Below are 14,232 nucleotides of genomic sequence, written 5' to 3'. Positions count from 1 at the left end.
GAGGCGCCGGCCCGTCGAAGGGGCCGGCCCACCGCCTCCTGCGTCCCCACACCATCACGCACCGCACCAGGAGGACCCCGTGGCAGACACCGTCGCCGACCAGATCATCGCCCAGCTCGTCGCCGCCGGGGTCCGGCGCATCTACGGGATCGTCGGCGACAGCCTGAACCCGATCGTCGACGCGGTCCGCCGCACGGGTGGCTCGGCGAAGGGCGGCATCGACTGGATCCACGTGCGCAACGAGGAGGCGGCGGCCTTCATGGCGTCCGGCGACGCGCAGATGAGCGGCGAGCTGGCTGTTTGCGCCGGCTCGTGCGGCCCCGGCAACCTGCACCTGATCAACGGCCTCTACGACGCCCACCGCAGCCGCGCGAAGGTGCTCGCGATCGCGAGTCACATCCCCAGCGCGATGATCGGCTCGGACTACTTCCAGGAGACGCACCCCGACCGGCTCTTCGTCGAGTGCTCGGGCTACTCCGAGATGATCTCGACGGCCGTCCAGTCGCCGTCGGTCGTCGCCTCCGCCATCCGGCACGCGGTGGCCGGGCACGGCGTCAGCGTCGTGACGCTGCCCGGCGACGTCGCCGAGCTGGAGGCGCAGGGCGCCACGCCGCCCCACCTCACGACCCGCGCCCCCGAGCTCGTCCCCGCGCAGGAGGACGTGCAGGCCCTCGCCGACGCGATCAACGCCGCCGGCACCGTCGCGTTCTTCGTGGGCGAGGGCGGTCGCGGCGCCCACGACGAGATCGTCGAGCTGGCCGGCGTCGTCGGGGCGCCGATCGGCCACAGCCTGCGCGGCAAGGACGTCATCCAGCACGACAACCCCTACGACGTCGGCATGACGGGCCTGCTCGGCTACGGGGCCGCGCACGCGGGCATCCACGACGCCGACCTCCTCGTCCTGCTCGGCACCGACTTCCCCTACCCGCAGTTCCTGCCCGACGGCGACCAGGTGACGATCGCGCAGGTCGACGTCGAGGCGGCCGTGATCGGTCGTCGCGCGACGGTCCACGTGCCGGTGCACGGGGCCGTGCTGCCGACCCTGCGGATGCTGCAGCCGCTGGTGAAGCCCAAGAAGAGCCGCCGGTTCCTCGACAAGACGCTCAAGAAGCACGAGAAGCTGATGGGCAGCGTCGTCGGCGCGTACACGAAGAGGGCCGAGAAGCTCGTGCCGATCCACCCCGAGTACGCGGCGTCGATCCTCGACGAGATCGCCGCCGACGACGCGATCTTCACCGCCGACACCGGCATGGCGAACGTCTGGGCGGCCCGGTACATCACGCCCACCGCCGGTCGTCGCGTCTTCGGCTCGTACCTGCACGGCTCGATGGCGAACGCCCTGCCGCACGCGCTCGGCGCCCAGCTCGCGTTCCCCGGCCGCCAGGTCGTCTCGATGTCGGGCGACGGCGGGCTCTCGATGCTGATGGGCGAGCTGATCACCGCGAAGATGTACGAGATCCCCGTGAAGATCGTCGTCTTCAACAACTCGACCCTCGGCCTGGTCAAGCTCGAGATGCTCGTCGACGGCTACCCGGACTTCGGCGTCGACGTGCCCTACGTCGACTACGCCGCCGTCGCCCGCTCGATCGGGATCCACGCCGTCCACGTCGACCAGCCGGGCGACCTCCGCGACGGCTTCCAGGCCGTGTTCGAGCACGACGGACCGGCGCTGATCGACATCGCGACCGACCCGCAGGCGCTCTCGCTGCCTCCCGCGATCACGGGGGCCCAGGTGAAGGGCTTCTCGCTGGCGATGTCGAAGATCGTCATGAACGGAGGCGCGGGCGAGGTCGTGTCCATGGCGCGCTCGAACCTGCGCAACGTGCCGAGGCCGTAGGGCCCGGCACGGCAGCACGAAGGAGGCGCGGCACCGGTCCCGAGGACCGGCGTCGCGCCTCCTTCGCTCCGTCACGACCGCGCGTGGCCCGAGGGCAGGGGCGGCGGGGCGGGCCTCAGCCCGCGCGGCGACCCGAGCGCGCGACGAGCCGGGCGACCGCGGCGAGGGGGATGCCGATCCAGTCCGGCCGGTTCCGCTTCTCGTAGATGGCCTCGTAGACGGCCTTGTCGATCTCGAACGCGTCGAGCAGGGCGCGCTGGGCGCGCACGTCGACCCCCGAGGAGGCGATGTACCCGTCGACGAAGGCGACGCGCGAGTCGTGTGCCCAGGCCGCCGCGTCGACCGCCGGGGTCTGCTGCGCGAGCGACCCCGCGACGTAGTCGAACGAGCGGAGCATGCCGGCGATGTCCCGCAGCACGAGGTCGGCGCGCGAGCGCTCGGGCATCGGCCGCAGCGGCTCGCCCTCGAAGTCGAGCAGGGTCCAGCCGCGGCTGGGGGACTTCAGGGCCTGTCCGAGGTGCAGGTCGCCGTGGATCCGCTGGAGGCGCGGCCACGTCAGCGACTCGGCCGCGTCGTAGACGGCGAGGACCGCCTCCTCGTGCTCGGCGATCTCGGGCACCTCGCGGGCCGCGATCGAGATGCGGCGCCGCATGCTCGTGAGGGCCTCGGCGACGGCGTCGTCGTCGGCGTCGACCGTGCCGAGCTGGTCGGCGAGGGTGGCGTGCACCTCGGCGACGGCGGTGCCGAGCTCGCGGGCGGAGGTCGTGAAGTCCTGGCCGGCGGAGGCGGCGTCGAGCGCGACGCGCCAGGCGTCCTCGGCGCCGGCGAGGAACTCCTGCGAGAAGGCGAGGTGGCCGCGCGCCTCGCCGTGGTCGCGGCCCGGGTCGGGCCAGGTGGCGTGCAGCGAGCCGAACGTCGTCGGCACCCTGGTCGAGCCGCCCTCGGTCAGCGCGGCCTGCGTCGTGACGTCGGGGTTGTCGCCGTGGTGCAGCACCCGGAACACCTTCGCGATGGCGTGCTCGACGGGCCCGCCCTCGAGGTCGTAGATGATCGACGTGTTCGACTGCTCGCCCTTCAGGACGCGCGACTTCCGCACCCGCCCGGCCTCGACGAGCGGCGTCCCGTCGACGACGACGTCGGACCCCTCCACGTGCGCACGGCTCGACATCAGCTCGAAGAGGTGACGGGCGTACGCGGGGTCGTGCGGGGCGTCGTAGAGGTAGAGGTCGTCGGCCGAGCCGATGAACGCCGCGTCGCCGCCGGGCAGCGGGGTGCGGCGCGCGACCACGGGCACCTGGTACAGCACGGGCAGCTCGGGCGCCTCGTCGATCACGAGCAGCGTCATCGCGAGGACGCCGTCGAGGTCGGCCTCGAACGAGCCGATCACCCGGATCGCGGGCGTGCTGCCCTTCGTGGCGTACCAGCGCTGTCGCGCCATCCATCCGGCAAGGGTCGGGGCGACGTCGCTCATTCCCCGACCCTACGCCCGCGGGCAGGTCGAGAGACCGGCGTTCTCCGGGCCCGGGACGCTCGGAGACCGCCGGGCTAGAACTGTCTGCATGAGCACCAGCGAGCAGACCGAGATCGAGCGCAAGTACGACGTCGACGCGGAGGCGGTCGTCCCCGACCTCGACGGCCTCTCGAGCCCCGCAGGAGGCGCAGCCCCGGTCCTCGAGGTCGCCCGCGTCGAGCGTTCCGCCCCCGCCCACCTGCGGGCCGTCTACCACGACACGGACGACCACCTCCTGCTGGGCTCTCGCATCACGCTCCGCCGCCGGACGGGCGGCCACGACGAGGGCTGGCACCTCAAGCTGCCGCCCGTGGCCGCCGGCTCGGCCTCGAGTGGTCAGGACTCGAGTGGTCGGGAGATGTCCTCCGAGACCCCTCAGGGGACAGGAACCGACCACTCGACGGCCGCATCGACCTCCGACGGCAGCACGCGGGGGAGGCGCGAGGTGCACGTGCCCCTCGGCTCGGAGGACGAGGGAGTCCCCGCCGAGCTGCTCGCCCGGGTCGAGGAGCAGCTCCGCGGCCGGTCGGTCGCGCCGGTGATCGTGCTCGAGACGACGCGCATGGCGACGACGCTCGTCGACGCGGAGGGCGACGCGGTGGCCGAGCTCGCCGACGACGTCGTCACGGCGACCGTGCCGGGCCGAGACGGCGCCGAGCCCGTCGTCCGACGCTGGCGCGAGTGGGAGGCGGAGCTCGCCCCCGGCGTCGACGGCCCGGCGGGAGACGCCCTGCTCGACGCGATCGAGGAGCGCCTGCTCGCCGGCGGCGCCGTCCCCTCGACGTCGCGCTCGAAGCTCGCCCGGGGCCTCGGCGCCGAGCCCGCCTGAGCCTGCCGAGGGCGGGTCGCCTGCGTCGAGGGCGGGTCGCCGCGGACCCGCCCTCGGCCGCGATGACCCGCCCTCGAGATGGACGGAGGCGGTGAGCGGCGGGAGCGGAGGCTGCGGGCGACGTCAGGGGCGGCGTGAGGCGAGCAGCGCCTCGATCTTGCGCACGGTGGCGTCGTTCCGTGCCGTGACCGGCACGGCGAGCGACCGCCACCACGCGGCGGGCACGCGACTGGCGAGGACGCCGTCGGGCAGCCACTGGTAGACCGCCTCGCCCGTCACGACCATCAGCTCGGGGGCGAGGTCGGACGCAGGAGGCACCTCCTCGACCACGGGACGCCCCGCCTGGGCGAAGGCGACCGACAGCAGCTTCGGCTCACGTGACCCGTCGCGCAGCGGGTTCGCCGCCGCGATCCGCGCGAACGCGTCGCCGCCGAGGACGACCAGCTCGGCGTCGACGCCCGTGCGCTCGCGGACGGCTGCCCGCAGGGCGTCGGCGTCCTCGGCCCCGAGCGGACGATCGGCCGAGAACACGAGGTTGCCGCTGTTCAGCAGCGTGGCGGCTCGCTCGTGTCCGAGCTCCTCGGCGGCCGCGCGCAGCTCGACCATCGGCACGCGCTTCGCCGTCCCGACGTTGATCCCGCGCAGCAGCGCGACGTGGTCGAGCCTGCCCGGGTCCCGCACGGCGTCGTCCCCGACGGCCTAGGCGCGGCCGAGCACGTCGAGCAGCCAGGCGAGCTCGAAGGCTCGCTCGCGCCACGACTCGTAGCGTCCGCTGACGCCGCCGTGGCCGGCCGACATCTCGGTCTTGAGCAGCACGGGAGCGCCGACGTCGCGCAGCCGCGCCGTCCACTTCGCGGGCTCGACGTAGAGCACGCGGGTGTCGTTGAGAGAGGTGACCGCGAGGATGCGCGGGTACGTCGCCCCCTCACGCACGTTCTCGTACGGCGTGTAGCTCGCCATGTACTCGTAGACCTCGGGGTCGTGCAGGGGGTCGCCCCACTCGTCCCACTCGATCACGGTGAGGGGCAGCGACGGGTCGAGGATGCTCGTCAGGGCGTCGACGAACGGCACGGCCGCGACGATCCCGGCGAAGCGCTCCGGGGCGATGTTCGCGACGGCGCCCATCAGCAGGCCGCCCGCGCTGCCGCCCTCGGCCACCAGCAGCTCGGGGCTGGTGCGGCCCTCGGCGATGAGGTGGTCGGCGACGTCGACGAAGTCCGTGAAGGTGTTCTTCTTCGACAGGGTCTTGCCCTGCTCGTACCAGGCGCGGCCCATCTCGCCGCCGCCGCGCACGTGCGCGACCGCGAAGACCACGCCGCGGTCGAGCATCGAGAGGCGGGCGACGCTGAAGCCCGGGTCGATGCTGTGCTCGTACGAGCCGTAGCCGTAGAGGTGCAGGGGAGCAGGCTCGCCGACGCGGACGGCGTCGCGCCGCCAGACGAGCGAGATCGGGATGCGGGTGCCGTCGGCGGCCGTCGCCCACTCGCGGGCCTGCTGGTAGTCGGCGGGGTCGTAGTCGTCGAGCACGACCTGGCGCTTGAGCACGCGACGCTCGCCGTTGCGGACGTCGAGGTCGACGACGGTGGAGGGCGTCGTGAACGACGTGTGCACGAAGCGCACGGTCGGCTGGGCGAACTCGGGGCCGCCCGAGGCACCCGCGGAGAACAGCGGCTCGTCGAACTCGACCTCGACCGGCTCGCCGATGCCGTCGGGGCCGAGGGGGACGACCGAGAAGCGCGGCAGCGCCTCGCGGCGGTACTCGACGACGAGGTGCCCGGCGAACGCGTCGACCGACTCGAGCCGGACGGAGGCGCTGTGCGGCACGACCACCTGGCGGTCGGTCGTCGAGGTCGGGTCGTCGGCCGGAACGTCGACGAGCTCGAAGTTCTCGGCACCGTCGTTGTGGACGACGAGAAGGCGGTCGCTGCCCGCGATCACGGCGTGCTCCACCTCGTACTCGACGCCCTCCCGGCGGGGCCAGACCACGCGGAACTCGCCGGTCGGGTGGGTCGCGTCCAGCAGCCAGGTCTCGCTGGTGATCTTCGAGCCCATCTCGATCAGCAGGTACTGGCGGCTGCGGGTGAGGCCGACGCCGATCCAGTAGCGCTCGTCGGGCTCGGTCATCACGACGACGTCGTCGCCCGTCGTGCCGACGCGGTGCCGCCAGATGGTGTCGGGCCGCCACGCATCGTCGACGGTGGGGTAGAAGATCCACTCGCCGGTCGCGTCGAACACGGCGCCGGGAGCGGTGTCCTCGACGCGGTCGTCGAGGTCGCGGCCGGTCTCGAGGTCGCGGACGCGGAGCAGGTAGCGCTCGTCGCCCGTCGTGTCGACGGCCCAGGCCAGGCGGGTGCCGTCGGCCGAGACGTCGAAGCTGCCGAGCGAGAAGAAGTCGTGCCCCTCGGCCTCGACGTTGCCGTCGAGCAGCACCTGCTCGCCCTCGGCCGGGCGGTCGGCGGCGATCGCCGGGGGAGTCCAGTCGTCCGGCCCGGAGATCGGGGCGCGGCAGTGGATGCCGTACTGCTTCCCCTCTGCCGTGCGCGAGTAGTACCACCACGAGCCCTCGCGCACGGGGACGCCGAGGTCGGTCTCCTGCACGCGGCCCTTGATCTCCGCGAAGATCGTCTCGCGCAGGGCCGCCAGGTGGTCGGTCTGCTCGGCCGTGTACGCGTTCTCGGCCTCGAGGTGGGCGATCACCTCGGGGTCCTCCTTGTCGCGCAGCCACTCGTAGGCGTCGACGACGTCGTGGCCGTGGTGGCTGCGGACGACGGGCTTCTGCGGGGCGCGGGGAGGGGTGAGGGAGGCCATCCGGCCAGCCTAGCCAGGCTGCCGCGTCGTGCTCCGGCTCGTGCCTCAGACCCCGCGGTCGGACCCCGTGAGGCCGTCCTGCTCGGGGACGTCCGGGTACTCGTCGGACGCGACGTGGCTGTCGGCGGGGCCGGGGGCGGCCTCCTGCCGGCGGATCTCGGCCGCCTCCTCCGGGGTGCCGGCCTTCTCGGCGCCGCCGGCGGTGCGCACGCCCGGCAGCGTGGCGAGCCCGTCGAGGTCGTCGTCGGGCAGGTCGGCAGGGGCTGGCTGGTCGGCGTGCGCGTCGCTGGTCATGCGGGCGACGGTACCCGCGCCTCCCGGCTGCAGCCCGTCGTCCGGCAGCAGCGTCGTCGGGGCCCGCAGCCCCGCGACGGTCGGGGCGAGGTGCGCCTCGCCCGGCTCGAGGTCGGCGATGGCCCGGCGCGGGTCGCGGAGGCGTCGCACGCTCTCGTTGAGCCGGGCGTGCAGCTGCAGGAGGTGCAGGCGGTACAGGTCGGGCGCGTCCTCGCTGTCGTCGAGGAACGTGTTGCACGCCAGCGTCATCTCGTTGAGCACGGGCAGCGCCGTCGAGCGCGGACGCGTGCGCCGACGCGCCGCCCGGATCACGCCCCGCAGCGCTGCGATCGACCGCCGTGCGTGCTGCCAGCCGGGATCGCGGGTCGCGGCGTCGGGGCTGCGCGTCGCCGAGGTGCGCCGGAGTACCCGCCGGAAGTGGATCTCGGTCACGAGCTCGTTGAGGGCCGACGCCTCGGCCCGACGCGACTCGAGCAGCCGCACGAGCAGGTTCGAGGCGAAGGCCGCCCCGGCGCCGAGGAACGCGCCGAGCGTCACGGTGAGGACGTCGCTCCAGATCATGCGGCCACGCTAGCCGTGACCCCCGACACGGCGAGCGCCGCCGCTGTGCCTCAGTGCGACGCCGCGTCGATCCGCCCCATCAACGACCAGACGGCGCGCGACAGCTCCGGGTGCCACAGGGCCACCCCGCGGAGGAACCGCAGCTCGTCCTCGGCCCCGAGGCCGCCCGCGACGGGCACGCCCTCGACGCCCCGGGCGTCGGCGCGGATGCCGATCACGACCTGCTCGTCGACGGTCGGCAGCGACGGCACGACGTCCCACGGGTCCTCGCCGCCGCGGCAGCGCAGCTCGATCAGGGCGGCCAGCTCGTCGTGCGCCTCGGCCCGCAGCACCTCGAGGCTCCGGCCGGCACCGCGGAACTCCGGCACGCCGCCGCGGGGTGCGTCGGGCGTCTCGGGCATGCCGACGACCCTACGCGGGGCGTCCCTGGACGCCTCCTCGGTGCCGGTCGCGCGCCTCCCGCGTCCCGGTCCCTGGGTCCTGCTCGGCGCCGGGCCGTCGGTCGCTACCCTGGGCGGCATGCCCTACCGCGTCTGCGTCACGTACCTGCTCCGCGAGCGCGACGGGGTCGCCCAGGTGCTGCTCGGCCGCAAGAAGACCGGCCTCGGCGTCGGCTACCACGTGGGCCTCGGCGGCAAGCTCGAGCCGGGCGAGGCGGCCGTCGAGGCGGCGGTCCGCGAGGTCGCCGAGGAGGCGGGCGTGACGGTCGACCCTGCCGACCTCGACCCCCGGGGCGAGCTGCTCTACCTCTTCCCCCACCGCGAGTCGTGGAGCCAGCGCTCGTCCGTGTTCGTGACGACCCGCTGGCAGGGCGAGCCGGCCGAGAGCGACGAGCTCGTGCCCGCCTGGCACGACGTGGCCGACCTGCCCCTCGACGAGATGTGGGACGACGCCCGGCAGTGGCTGCCCGACGTGCTCGTCGGGGGACACGTGTCGCACGAGTTCACCTTCGGCGACGACCTCGCGACAGTGGTGTCCGACCGGCCGCTGCCCACCTCCTGAGGGCCCGCCGGGTCCGCAGAACGGAGGACTCCGGCGCGTTCTGCCCCCTCTCGGGTGCCCCCGCAAGAGGGGGACGCACGCTCCGGGCGCGATCCCTACAGTCGATGGAGACGAGTCATTCGGGTGACAGATCAACACGATCAGGAGAGAGTGCGACATGAGCGGACACCAGGCGGTCACCATCCGTGCGACACGCACGACGGGTGGCGCGCGACGGTGGGCCGAGTTGTCCCTGACGACACCGCGATGGGTGGTGGCCCTCGGGTGGGCCGTCGCCGTCTCCGCGATCGTCGTGGGCGCCGTGCTGGGGAGCACGGGACTCGCACTCTCCCTGATCGGCACCGCCGCGGTGCTCACGCGCTTCGCGGTCGTCGCCGTCCGCTTCGCGCACTCGGACCGGGCCGCCGAACAGGCCCTGCTCGCCAGGCGCGAAGCGGCCGCGGTCGCTGCCGGGAGCCGCTGACCAGGCGATCGACGGCCGACCGCGACACGGGCCCGTGTGCACTGCACACGGGCCCGTCGTCGTCCCCGGCCGACCGGGGCCGGCCGTGTGACGTGAGCCGGGCTTGCGCCAGCTAGCGCGCCCCGCCGCCGCCCTCGTCCCGCCGCCGCACCACGCGCACCGGACGCGTGTCGAGCCCGGTGTCCTCGAGCCCGCCCGGAGCCCCGAGGAACATGTCGCCGTGCACGTCGCCGTCGACGTCCGAGCCGTCGTCCGCGCCCGCCTCGTACCGCCTCCGCTCGTCCTCGGGCACCGTGTCGATGCTGCCCGTGTCGGTCGCGACGAGCCCGTGCCGCGCGAGCACGTCGTCGCGCTCGCTGATGAGGAACTCGCGGTTCGCGGCCTGGGCGTCGGCGAACATGGTCGTCCGGCCCGTGACGATGCGGCGGATGCGCCGCCGCTCCCACCACGCCTTGCCGACGATCATCAGGACGACGCCGGCGACGGCGTAGCTGACGAGCATCGTCAGGCCGCGGCCGTAGCCGGGGCCGACGTCGTAGAGCACGCGCTTGAGCATCTCGGTGATGCCGCTGCCGACGACGACGGCGTTCAGCCAGGCGAAGGGCTGCGGCATGAACCACGACGGGTAGGCGCCGCCCGAGGCGGGCATCGACAGGAAGACGAACACGATCATCGCGGGCAGGGCGACGAAGCGCCCCGCGAAGTAGCTGATCCCGTTCACGGTCAGGCCGATGGCCGTGATCCAGGCCCAGCCGAGCAGCACCAGCTCGCCCCAGTGCCCCTGCACCGCGCCGATCACCGGCCCGGCGAGCGTGTTCGTGATCAGCGAGATCAGGAGCGCGCCGACGACGATCACCGACACCCGGGTGCGGTGCCGGAGCGGCGCCCCCATCAGCCCGATGAACATCGCGACCATGTAGCCGCCGATGCACCAGGCGAGCATGAGGTAGAGCGACACCGTGCCGTACTCGTCGTAGGCGGGCAGGGGCGCGAGGTCCTGGACGACGGGGGTGGCGCCTCCGGCCTGGAGGACCGGCGTGAGCATCGCGGGGATCAGCGCCGACACCTGGTACTGGTGGGCGCTCGCCTTGTAGATGGTGGAGTCGGCGGGGTCCCAGGCGACGGCCGCGTGACCGGTGCGCACGGCCTCGCGCGCCTCCTCGACGGTGGTCTCGCCGCGGACGACGAAGACGCCGGGGTCCGCCTCGTCGAGCGCCTGCTGCAGCTCCGACGACGACCCGACGACCGCGATCGGCACGTCGTGCGGGTGCGGGGCGTGGAACGCGGCGATGTAGCAGAGGCAGAAGCCGACGATGAAGAACAGCGGCAGCCAGAGCTGCAGGCCGATCAGCTGCAGCGACGGGTGCAGGGTCGAGTACCAGCGGCGGAAGCGCCCCGGCTCGGGCTTCGTCGACGTCACGCGTCCTCCTCCTCGCTCGCCGTCACGATACGCCCGGCCCTCACGACCGGGTGCTCGACATCGCGTTGGTGTCCATGGCGAGCTCCTCCGCGTCGATGCCGAGCAGCACGTGGCGCATGACCTCCTCGTCGAGCGCGCCCGCGTCGCGCTCGCGGAGCACCACCTCGCGCCGCTTGTCGAGCAGCTCGCGCCGGATCTTGCTGATCGCCCGCGGCACCTCGCGACGCCGGTCGCGCTCGGCGCCCGTGACGGTGCGGTCGGAGGCGTCCTCGACGGCGCCGCGCTGCAGGGCGTCGTTCTGTCGCACGAGCCGCGCCGTCGCCGCCTGGATCGCCCGCTCGGTCAGCTCGGGGCCGTACTGCGCCGTCCAGGCCGCCCGCCGCGACTCGACGTGCTCGAGCGTCTCGGCGGTGCTCGTCGCGAAGAGCGCGAGCTCGGCGGCGAGGTCGCGGTCGCGCTGGCTCGTGTCCTGCACGCCGAGCCGACGGATCACGGCGGGCAGCGTCAGCCCCTGCAGCAGCAGCGTCCCCACGGTCACCACGAACGCGATCAGGAACATCGTGTCGCGCGCGGGCACGGGCACCCCGCTCTCGGTCACGGCCGGGATCGACACGACGGCGGCGAGCGTGACCACCCCGCGCATGCCCGTCCACGAGATGACGGTCAGCTGCCGCCAGTCCAGCCGCGGCTGCGGGTGGTACCGCACGCGCCGCAGCGCCGGCACCCGGCGCATGCCCCGCAGGAGGCGCGACAACAGCAGGTAGCGCAGCACGCGGGCCGCGTAGTAGCTGGCGAAGACGAACGCGGGCCGGACGAGCACCACCACCGCGAGGACGACGAAGGCGACCCCGACGCTCTGGCCGAGTCCCCGGTCGCTGGCGGCCACCTCCTGGACGACGGTGCGCAGCTGCAGCCCGATCAGGGCGAAGACGAAGCCCTCGAGCAGCACGTCCGCGGCGGCCCAGAACGGGCGCTCCTGCAGCCGGGTCGCGTAGCCGGTGCGGGGCGAGTTGAAGCCGACGAAGAGGCCGGCCGCGACGACGGCGAGCACTCCCGAGCCGCTGAGCTCCTCGGCCGTGATGTAGGCGATGAACGGCAGCAGCAGCCCGATCACGTTCTCGATGACGGGGTCGTCGATGCGCATCCGCACGCGGTGCGCGACGAAGCCGAGCACGAGGCCGACGGCGACGCCCACCCCGATCGCGAGGCCGAAGATGCCGAGGTCCTGCCAGAGCGTCAAGGAGGCGCCCCCCACGATCGCGAGGAACACCTTGACCAGCGTCAGCGACGCCGCGTCGTTGATCAGGCTCTCGCCCGAGAGCACGGTCATCACCTTGCGGGGCAGGCCGAGCTTGCGACCGATCGCCGCGGCCGACACGGCGTCGGGCGGGGCGACGACGGCGCCGACGAGCACGGCGGCCGGCCACGTCATGTCGGGGATCAGCACGTAGGCGACCCCGCCCACGACGAACGCGGTGACGACGACCGCGCCGATGCCGAGCCGCTGGATCTGGACGCGGCTCTCACGGAAGTTCAGCAGCGACACGTCGAGCGACGCCGAGTAGAGCAGCGGCGGCAGCACGACCGTGAGGATGACCTCGCTGTCGATCTGGATGTCGGGCACCCCGGGGAGGAACGACACGGCGAGCGCCACGGCGACCGTGAGCAGCGGGGCCGGCAGGCCCTTCCAGCGCGCGAAGCCGGTGACGAGGAGGGAGCCCGAGAGGATGATCAGCACTTCGGCGAGTTCCATGCGGCGTGAGTCCCCGTTCCGTCGGTGCAGATGTGCAGTGTGTGAAGTCGTTCACCAGTCTCTCAGGCGGCACCTCGGAGAACTCCGGATGAACGACGGTCGTCGGGCGGACGACCGGCGTGCGAGCGGCACGCGACAGGGGGCCGCGGCGCCTGCCCGAGCCTCGTAGAGTCGGGTCGTGACCCGGACCGACGACGACCCCCTGCTGCGCGAGACCGCCGGCGGCCTCGTCCGCGGGGTGCGCGAGCGGGGCGTGCTCGCCTGGCGCGGCATCCCGTACGCGGCGGCTCCCACCGGCGCTCGCCGCTTCCGGGCCCCGGTCCCGGCCGCGCCCTGGCCGGGCGTCCGCGACGCCGCGGAGTTCGGCCCGGCGGCCCCGCAGGACCGAGGGCAGTTCGTCGGCGTCGACCGCCGCACCCCGCTCGACGAGGACTGCCTCACCGTCAACGTCGTCGCGCCCCGCGACTCCCGGCCGGGCGACCGCCTCCCGGTGCTCGTCTACGTCCACGGAGGCGCCTACAGCGTCGGCTCGTCGCGCGAGTACCCGAGGCAGGGCGAGACGCTGGTGCGCGACTCAGGGCTCGTCTACGTCAGCATCAACTACCGGCTGGGCGCGCTCGGCTGGCTCGACCTCTCGCACTGGTCGACGCCCGAGCGCCCGGTCGAGTCGAACCTGGGGCTCCGCGACCAGGTCGCGGCGCTCGAGTGGGTCCGCGCCAACGTCGCGGCGTTCGGGGGAGACCCGGACGCCGTCACGCTCTCGGGCGAGAGCTCGGGCGGCAACGCGGTGACGACTCTGATGACGGTGCCGTCGGCGCGCGGCCTCTTCGCCCGGGCCATCGCCCAGAGCTCGCCGACGAACGCGGTCTACCTGCCCGAGGTGACGCGGCGCTGGGCGGCCGAGTTCCTCGAGCTGCTGAGCCACCAGGTCGGCGACGACGACCTCGAGTCGACGTCGCTCGACGACGCGGCACGGATGCTCGAGGAGGCGCCGGTCGCCTCGGTCGTGCGGGCGGCGGCCGAGCTGCAGCTCCGCACCCCGGACGAGGAGCCGGGCACGATCTGCTTCTGCCCGGTGATCGACGGCGACGTGCTGCCGGAACGGCCCCTCGACGCCTTCAAGGCCGGCCGAGCCCACCCGGTGCCCCTGATCATCGGGACGAACGACCGCGAGGGCTCCGTCTTCACCGGCCGGCGGGACATCCTCGCGACGACCAAGCCGCGCATCCGCGCGATCTTCGCGGCCACCGCCAAGCCGTCCCGCAAGGCGATCAAGAAGCTCTACCCCGGGCTGCCCGACCGCCCGGCGGCGCTCGACTTCGGCGGGGACTACGCGTTCTGGTTCCCGTCGGTGAAGGTCGCCGAGCGCCACGCGCGCCACCAGCCGGTGCGCTTCTACCGCTTCGACGCCGCGCCGCGCATCCTCCGCGTCGCCGGGGTGGACGCGTTCCACGGACTCGAGCTCTGGGCGCTCTACGACCGGATGCGCACGCCGTTCGGCTGGGCGATGAGCCTGCTGGGCGGTCGTCGCGCGTTCCTCCGCACGGCCTCCCGCATGCGCGCCCGCTGGGTCGAGTTCGTCCTCACCGGGGCGGTCGCCGACTGGCCGACCTACGAGCCCGAGCACCGCCGCACGCTCGTCATCGACGACGTCGACCGGGTCGAGGAGGACCCACGGGGCGACAGGCGTCGTGCCTGGCAGGAGTTCGTGCCGCACGTCTGAGGCCTGCGCGCGGACCGGGCGCACGTCGTCCT

At 73.5% G+C, this 14,232-nt stretch carries 12 protein-coding genes; 5 read left to right on the top strand and 7 right to left on the bottom strand.

The features are described 5' to 3' along the window. Positions 1-79 precede the first annotated feature (79 nt). Positions 80-1,837 (top strand): pyruvate dehydrogenase, encoded by a 1,758-nt coding sequence (locus ITJ48_RS09350; protein WP_194613478.1) that lies wholly within the window; start codon positions 80-82, stop codon positions 1,835-1,837. Positions 1,838-1,952: 115 nt separating this feature from the next. On the opposite strand, the gene ITJ48_RS09345 is transcribed toward ITJ48_RS09350, so the two are convergent. Next, positions 1,953-3,308: a phosphotransferase gene (locus ITJ48_RS09345; RefSeq protein WP_194613477.1), complete on the bottom strand. Its 1,356-nt coding sequence runs from the start codon at positions 3,306-3,308 to the stop codon at positions 1,953-1,955. Positions 3,309-3,396: 88 nt separating this feature from the next. Here ITJ48_RS09345 and ITJ48_RS09340 point away from each other — a divergent pair, with 88 nt between their 5' ends. Then, positions 3,397-4,176: a CYTH domain-containing protein gene (locus ITJ48_RS09340; RefSeq protein WP_194613476.1), complete on the top strand. Its 780-nt coding sequence runs from the start codon at positions 3,397-3,399 to the stop codon at positions 4,174-4,176. Positions 4,177-4,299: 123 nt separating this feature from the next. Here the strand turns inward: ITJ48_RS09340 and ITJ48_RS09335 are convergent, their stop codons facing one another. From ITJ48_RS09335 to ITJ48_RS09320, 4 genes are read right to left on the bottom strand one after another with little or no spacing between them, the layout of a single operon-like run. Next, complete coding sequence (locus ITJ48_RS09335; RefSeq protein ID WP_194613475.1) at positions 4,300-4,857, bottom strand: DUF1697 domain-containing protein; 558 nt, start codon at positions 4,855-4,857, stop codon at positions 4,300-4,302. An 18-nt stretch (positions 4,858-4,875) separates the two neighbouring features. Then, on the bottom strand, positions 4,876-6,984 hold the full coding sequence (locus tag ITJ48_RS09330; protein ID WP_194613474.1) for a S9 family peptidase: 2,109 nt from the start codon (positions 6,982-6,984) through the stop codon (positions 4,876-4,878). 45 nt (positions 6,985-7,029) lie between these two features. Beyond that, positions 7,030-7,839, bottom strand: coding sequence for a hypothetical protein (locus tag ITJ48_RS09325; RefSeq protein ID WP_194613473.1), 810 nt, complete (start codon positions 7,837-7,839; stop codon positions 7,030-7,032). 50 nt (positions 7,840-7,889) lie between these two features. Further along, on the bottom strand, positions 7,890-8,240 hold the full coding sequence (locus ITJ48_RS09320) for a hypothetical protein (RefSeq protein WP_146904661.1): 351 nt from the start codon (positions 8,238-8,240) through the stop codon (positions 7,890-7,892). 118 nt (positions 8,241-8,358) lie between these two features. Between ITJ48_RS09320 and ITJ48_RS09315 the strand changes: the two genes are divergently transcribed. Beyond that, on the top strand, positions 8,359-8,841 hold the full coding sequence (locus tag ITJ48_RS09315) for an 8-oxo-dGTP diphosphatase (protein ID WP_194613472.1): 483 nt from the start codon (positions 8,359-8,361) through the stop codon (positions 8,839-8,841). A 157-nt stretch (positions 8,842-8,998) separates the two neighbouring features. Further along, positions 8,999-9,304, top strand: a complete 306-nt coding sequence (locus ITJ48_RS09310; RefSeq protein ID WP_194613471.1) for a hypothetical protein — start codon at positions 8,999-9,001, stop codon at positions 9,302-9,304. A 112-nt stretch (positions 9,305-9,416) separates the two neighbouring features. Here ITJ48_RS09310 and ITJ48_RS09305 read toward each other — a convergent pair whose 3' ends face one another. Both ITJ48_RS09305 and ITJ48_RS09300 read right to left on the bottom strand, forming a co-directional pair. Then, a complete protein-coding gene (locus ITJ48_RS09305) occupies positions 9,417-10,724 on the bottom strand; it encodes an ABC transporter permease (RefSeq protein ID WP_194613470.1) in 1,308 nt (435 codons plus the stop codon). A gap of 40 nt (positions 10,725-10,764) precedes the next feature. After that, positions 10,765-12,477 (bottom strand): sodium:proton antiporter, encoded by a 1,713-nt coding sequence (locus ITJ48_RS09300; RefSeq protein ID WP_194613469.1) that lies wholly within the window; start codon positions 12,475-12,477, stop codon positions 10,765-10,767. A gap of 178 nt (positions 12,478-12,655) precedes the next feature. Here ITJ48_RS09300 and ITJ48_RS09295 point away from each other — a divergent pair, with 178 nt between their 5' ends. Further along, a complete protein-coding gene (locus tag ITJ48_RS09295) occupies positions 12,656-14,200 on the top strand; it encodes a carboxylesterase/lipase family protein (RefSeq protein ID WP_194613468.1) in 1,545 nt (514 codons plus the stop codon). Positions 14,201-14,232: the final 32 nt, after the last annotated feature.

It is taken from the genome of Frigoribacterium sp. VKM Ac-2530 (genome assembly GCF_015350835.1).
Taxonomy (GTDB): Bacteria; Actinomycetota; Actinomycetes; order Actinomycetales; family Microbacteriaceae; genus Frigoribacterium.
Note: the sequence above shows the minus strand (reverse complement) of the source record. Positions and strands in the feature narration are given on the sequence as shown.

What these genes read in the sequence shown, in the direction of transcription:
- ITJ48_RS09330 (WP_194613474.1), bottom strand. Translation starts at nt 6,984, where the DNA reads ATGGCCTCCCTCACCCCTCCCCGCGCCCCGCAGAAGCCCGTCGTCCGC.
- ITJ48_RS09300 (WP_194613469.1), bottom strand. Translation starts at nt 12,477, where the DNA reads ATGGAACTCGCCGAAGTGCTGATCATCCTCTCGGGCTCCCTCCTCGTC.
- ITJ48_RS09315 (WP_194613472.1), top strand. Translation starts at nt 8,359, where the DNA reads ATGCCCTACCGCGTCTGCGTCACGTACCTGCTCCGCGAGCGCGACGGG.
- ITJ48_RS09310 (WP_194613471.1), top strand. Translation starts at nt 8,999, where the DNA reads ATGAGCGGACACCAGGCGGTCACCATCCGTGCGACACGCACGACGGGT.
- ITJ48_RS09340 (WP_194613476.1), top strand. Translation starts at nt 3,397, where the DNA reads ATGAGCACCAGCGAGCAGACCGAGATCGAGCGCAAGTACGACGTCGAC.
- ITJ48_RS09325 (WP_194613473.1), bottom strand. Translation starts at nt 7,839, where the DNA reads ATGATCTGGAGCGACGTCCTCACCGTGACGCTCGGCGCGTTCCTCGGC.
- ITJ48_RS09320 (WP_146904661.1), bottom strand. Translation starts at nt 8,240, where the DNA reads ATGCCCGAGACGCCCGACGCACCCCGCGGCGGCGTGCCGGAGTTCCGC.
- ITJ48_RS09345 (WP_194613477.1), bottom strand. Translation starts at nt 3,308, where the DNA reads ATGAGCGACGTCGCCCCGACCCTTGCCGGATGGATGGCGCGACAGCGC.